The following is a 5,614-nucleotide window of genomic DNA, read 5'->3' as shown; positions in this document are numbered from 1 at the left end:
GAGCGTATCGCCCTATGTTTTTTTATCGTGACTTTGGTTTGTGTTGTATCTCTTTTTTTATTTGAAATCTACTCCCCTCAATATGGATTCAAAATGCCATGGATTCAAATGTAAGTAATGGAGAATATATTAGTGAAAAACATTCTAAGCCGAGTAGCATCTGAAAATAATATGATTCAATTAAATTATATTTTTTCTCTAATGATTTTGGCGGTAATGGGATTTATTTTGACAACAGCTATCTATATGGAGCTGGCTCATGGCGAAAATCCTTGCCCTCTTTGTTTGTTACAACGTGTTGCTTATTTTGGGATTTGCTTTGGAGTGATTCTCAGTTTACGGAATGGTTATTCAATGCGTTATGAAGGTCTGACCTTGATTGTTATTCTTTTATTATTAATTATGAGCACGCGCCAAACTATAATTAATATCTATCCCAGACCGGGGCACGAATATATTGGTTCGGCTATATTGGGACTGCATATGCCGGTATGGTCAATTGTATTTTCTATCTTATTGTTATTCGCTTACGCTATCCGGTTTTGTATTCTTGGTTTTAGTGATAGTTTAAGTCATTCACATGACGAGTTTTATCCAAAAATCTCATTTATCGCCAGTATTTTGGCTTGGTTTATCATTGTCTTATGTGGCTTTAATCTTCTGACTGTTTTTTTGCAATGTGGATTTTCAGTCTGTCACACGTACGTAAGTGCCTTTTAGCCGATGTCGCATGCCACATTTTATTAAGAGCTTCAAAACTTAACGCCCCTTCGTACTATTTGCCTACTACCAATGAATTTTGGACTTAAACCATCTAATTTGATTGCCATTTATAACCTTATCCATTCCGTTGGTGATAGCAGAGGTAGGGGCCTGATTAAATAGGTTTTATCGGTTATTAGAATAACCTGGTGAATAATCCTCTGAATTTGAACAGTATTCTTTAGGAATAGAGTTGTATTTCGGAGGAGGAGAGAAGAAAGAGGATTTTATTAATTGACTGCACAATTGATGATAGCCCACTGATTCAATTACATTTTGTTGGAATTTTTTTAAATCGGGCAATTTAATTTGTGTTCCTGATTGAACTAAAGCCACAAATTTGTTGTCAAGCGGAGCAGCATAAAATGTACCTAATTCCGCCCATATTTTTTGATTGCATGTTTCTTTGATGGCAGGCCAAATTGGATTAATATTATCCTTAAGCTCGGAGAATAAGCGCATGAATTCGTGTAGCTCTTTTGCTGATTTAGGTTGTGACAGCTTTTCCAGATAATCCATGGCAATATTGGTGATGATTTTATTTTTTCTTCGTTCAATGGCATTATCCAATGCGGATTCAAGCACTATAAAATCGGATTTTTCAGGCTCATAAATCTGTATTTTTCCCGTTTTAACTTCGTACAACCACCCATGAATGGTGAGTTCATTACGGGCCAATTTCTCTGCAATCAGGGGATATGTTTTTAAATGGGCGATTTGCAGTAAGATATTTTTTTGGGTGGCGATAATTAATTTTTCCTCCGGATCCTCAATCAGTTCAGTCCCATCTTCATGCATGCTCTTTAATACAGAATGTGAATGGCTGAGCCATGATGCTACATTAGGCAGCTGATTGGCAATATTGTTTTTTAATAACCCTTTCATTGCTCCGCATTGAGTGTGACCGCAAATAATAATATCTTTTATGTCAAATTCATTTAAGACATATTCAATTCCTGCCGCTTCGCTGGAGGAGGATGGGTACTTGGGGATAATGTTTCCTATGTTACGCAGAGTAAATAGATCCCCAGGATGAGCTTGAGTGATGAGCGTGGGATCTATCCGAGAATCAGCGCAGGTTATAAACAGGGTATCAGGGTGCTGTCCTTTATTTAATTGTTCGAACAAATCATGCATATGGATAAACGCTCTTTCTTTAAATTGGAGCACTCCGAGCATCAACTTAATTAACATTAAATAGTCCTTGTTTTTTATGGGAACAATTGAAAAACACCGCATAGCCTAAGAGCTGTTCATGTATTCATTATCGTAAAATTATTTTGCAGAATTGTAAAGATAATTTGAAGAGGCTCTTTTTATTGATGCGCTGAATTAGAGAAGCAAGCCCAAAGGAGCACGGACTTGCTTGTAGTTCGTTTTTATTGATTGTTGTAGTGAACAGAACATTGCCCATTATCCTGCACGGCCTCTTTAAGTTCATTCTCAAATTCGGCCTGAAATGAATGAAGCGAGTTATTTAAGATGGCGTGGTGCAATTTTTTGGTCATAAGAGCAGGCTCTTCAGAGAACAAAAGTGGTGTTTGAGAGTAGGTTTGAGTAATTGTTCTAATTTTTTCCCATAGCTTATTAAGAGAAGCAATATCACCTAGAGGTGAGCCCATCACTTTTTTTATTTGCTCAATGCTGGAAGGGGCATCTTTTGAATCAGGAGCTATTGATTTCCAATAGTCCTGGGTTCGATAAATAATTTGATGAAGAAGAGCGAAATAGTCGATTGACGAATGTTCTGTGGATACTGGCTGGAAAGGGTACATTTGTCTGTAAATATTATTTTTTTCATCGTCTGTTAATGCGTAAAAATAAGATAAAGGTATTATCGTCGTATTATCAACCTGTACTTTGGCTAAAGTCTCTTTCCTATATTTCTCGGGTAGCTTGGCTCCTTGCAATTTAGCGCCGGTTAAGGTTGCATAATCCAGGCGTACTGTACTTAAATCAACATTGTTTAAGTTGCATTGTTCCATATTCGCCAACATAAACTGGCATTTATCCACTTTCTTAAAGCGAAGATCTGCGTTTTGCAGTATAGAGAAACAAAAGTCGCAGTCTGTAATAGTGCTGTTATAAAAACTACAATCATTTAGATTCTCATGGCTAAAATCATACGAATCCCAATCTAAATCTTGATAATTTTGAGTAGTTACATCATAAGGGCTGAACATTTCTAAACCTGAACAATAGAATTTCAATACATTTTAAACGGACTGAATTATTTTACAACTCATAGCCATAAACTAAGTCTCAGAATGTAATTTAAACTAATATGATGTTGCATGGGTTTTTGATTGCAGTTATCACATAGGCGGTTCCGATTGCATTACAGTCGCTCTACACCCACTCATAAGGCCCACTGCCATTAAGTTGAGAAAAGTACGTCATCCTGAGCCTAGCGATCTCCTGAATTCTGGGAGATCCTTCATCGCTAACTCCTCAGGATGATGGTACGTTACGACAGAGCCCATGATGCCTGCCCACAGGCAGGAACCATAATATTTTGCCCGGCCAATCAAACAAAAAGACAACTGATGTATTATTTTACTATTTTTTGTTATTTAAGCGGTTCTCATCTGTCTTTACTAAATACAGAATAAATGTATCTGCTACGATAGGCTGCTGAATACGAGCTTACATGATTAAAAGACTCAGTACCAGTACGGGCGAGTTGGAAGAAAAAATTCTCTTTTTAAATTAAGTAGCAAATAGAGATGATTCATTGGTGATTAATTCGGGACAATTTAGACTTTGCTTAGTTATAAAATATCTATTTTTATAATAGCTTCCATCTTAATAGACAGGATTTGTATATTCACTCTCTAACCGAGATTCATGAGCTATTTTTTGCTTTCGATTACAAGCAAAAATAGACATTTTTACCTGCCATGCATTAAGTTGTTCGGGGGATAACGGGTTCAGTTTATTTGTTGAGGTGATTTCATCCATGCGATCGTCTATCTCTATTTCTTGTGAAAAAGAATCGCTTTGGGGGGTGAAAATAAAACGTGCATAGCCATGCGTATGCTTACGCCATTGTTTTTTTTGTGTCCATTGACTGTCGATTATTTTTTCTTCCTGATTATTTGGGATGCTTAGTTCATCCGTAAGCTGTCTGTTAGGTAGAAGTGCGTGTTTACTTCCGGGTGAGAAATAGGAAATAACACGAGATCCAGTGTAAAGCTCACGAGGAAAGTTCTGATCCTGAGGAAGTAAAGGGGGCCTGCCTGGTTGATTGATACTTGTTTTTTCTTCTTCTGTAATATGCTGAGCACTTCCCCCCAATATGCCAAGGAGGTGATGATGAACAATCCAGGGATCTTGAGCATCTGGCTCATCTGCATTGCCAACATGAATTTCACTTTCACTGTAGTTATGTGAATCAGCGGTAAGAATGGTACCGATTTTATATTTTCGACATAGTTGCATCAAACGATGCCATTCTTGCCAATGAGCTCGGTAATCTTCATCCGGTTTTTTGCCCATGACGAATGGTAGGGGGGATATGATGATTTTATTACTTGCCTTCGATTCTGCCAATGATTTTTCTAGCCATTCCCACTGCTCATCGCCTAACAAAAAAGATTCTGGTGTTCCATCTTGTTTTTGAGTAAGGCGATTATGAAGAATAAAGAATTCACGTTGTCCAATTCGTTTTTTAAAAAAAGGTCCCATACGCCCATCCGGTGTTTTAACTGTACCATAACCATCACTTTCCTGGGTACTAAATCGAGGCAATCCTACACCTTTATGGAACGAGTTTTCCATGTTTTGTCTGGCCGATTTTTGTTGTTTTGTAATTGCTTCTTTCATATTATTATCACCGCCATCGTGATCATCACATCCATTATAAAAACCGTGCATTAGTTTGGCTAAATGTATGTTGGCTGGATGAAAAAAGTCCGATTTCAAATGATGATCAAAAGCTTCTTCTGTTTGGACTCGGCGTTCAAAAACACGGCGATGCGGGAGAAATAGATTGCGTAAAGAAAAATAAACTTCGCCATTAAATAAATCTCCCAGATGAATAAACAGTTGATATGGTTGCTCATCAGGAGTATCGGCTTGCGAATTACCAGAGCCACCAATATGTTTATAAATTTGTTGGGTATGTGAATAATTATTGAAACCAAACAATCGCCCTAAAAAGCCTGCTTGTTCATGCCGTTCCTGATCACCACTTACTGCCATAATACTCGGTTGTGGGTCTCGTCGGGCTGGAGGTGTTTCAATCGTTAAAGGAAAATAGCGTCCTCTCTTGGTCTTTAAGATAGATAAAAGAGTTCCTTTATAGAATACATCACATTGATACTCTTTTTTGCAGAATAATTCAGGAGTTCGGAAGTGTAAAAAAGAACTTTTTTTATTGCCCGGATTCAGGTCATTTGAGGCTTCCGATGGATTAATAAATGTTTCCATCTTCATCTCATCTTCAGTCCAACTTAATCTCATTTGAAAATTCTGAGGGGTATGTCGACCATTTAGGCGAATAATGGCAGTAAGTAAAACACGATCATCTTTAATGTCTGGTTCAAAATCATCATCATAATCAATGTAATCCAGTTCTGCCCATAACAGGTTTCTAATAATCGGTTTTCGTGACATGCCATTCATCCTTTTATGTAACCTCTCAATAATCTGGGGAATTTCCCTATTCCGAATTACCTGGCTTGTTCACGATAGAGAGCTAGGCGCCGAACGGGATTCATGGATACCGCGGACCGCGGCAATTCGGTACAGTAGTTTTGTCACAACTTATTGAGAAGTTATCTTTCGTATCTTGATTGATAACTCACCTTACGCACGCCACTCGTTAGCAAGCCATATTTTTTAACTCCTG

The 5,614-nt window shown here is 37.7% G+C and carries 4 protein-coding genes; 1 reads left to right on the top strand and 3 read right to left on the bottom strand.

Annotated elements, in window-relative coordinates; all coding sequences use genetic code 11:
- Nucleotides 1–132: 132 nt before the first annotated feature.
- The gene (locus tag Q0495_RS00645) at nucleotides 133–720 is read left to right on the top strand and encodes a disulfide bond formation protein B (RefSeq protein WP_298622021.1); all 588 of its coding nucleotides are present in this window, start codon (nucleotides 133–135) and stop codon (nucleotides 718–720) included.
- Nucleotides 721–888: 168 nt separating this feature from the next.
- Here the strand turns inward: Q0495_RS00645 and Q0495_RS00640 are convergent, their stop codons facing one another.
- From Q0495_RS00640 to Q0495_RS00630, 3 genes are all read right to left on the bottom strand, one after another.
- Nucleotides 889–1,956, bottom strand: coding sequence for a carbonic anhydrase (locus Q0495_RS00640; RefSeq protein ID WP_298622018.1), 1,068 nt, complete (start codon nucleotides 1,954–1,956; stop codon nucleotides 889–891).
- Nucleotides 1,957–2,141: 185 nt separating this feature from the next.
- Nucleotides 2,142–2,945: a pentapeptide repeat-containing protein gene (locus Q0495_RS00635; RefSeq protein WP_298622016.1), complete on the bottom strand. Its 804-nt coding sequence runs from the start codon at nucleotides 2,943–2,945 to the stop codon at nucleotides 2,142–2,144.
- 622 nt (nucleotides 2,946–3,567) lie between these two features.
- Nucleotides 3,568–5,379: a hypothetical protein gene (locus Q0495_RS00630; RefSeq protein ID WP_298622014.1), complete on the bottom strand. Its 1,812-nt coding sequence runs from the start codon at nucleotides 5,377–5,379 to the stop codon at nucleotides 3,568–3,570.
- Nucleotides 5,380–5,614 lie beyond the last annotated feature (235 nt).

The sequence above is a fragment of the uncultured Legionella sp. genome, from assembly GCF_937871865.1.
Lineage (GTDB): Bacteria > Pseudomonadota > Gammaproteobacteria > Legionellales > Legionellaceae > Legionella.
This window is presented reverse-complemented; position numbering and strand designations above follow the sequence as displayed.

Bases quoted from the DNA above. Each gene is read 5' to 3' on its own strand.
- Q0495_RS00630 (WP_298622014.1), bottom strand. From the start codon at position 5,379: ATGTCACGAAAACCGATTATTAGAAACCTGTTATGGGCAGAACTGGAT.
- Q0495_RS00640 (WP_298622018.1), bottom strand. From the start codon at position 1,956: ATGTTAATTAAGTTGATGCTCGGAGTGCTCCAATTTAAAGAAAGAGCG.
- Q0495_RS00635 (WP_298622016.1), bottom strand. From the start codon at position 2,945: ATGTTCAGCCCTTATGATGTAACTACTCAAAATTATCAAGATTTAGAT.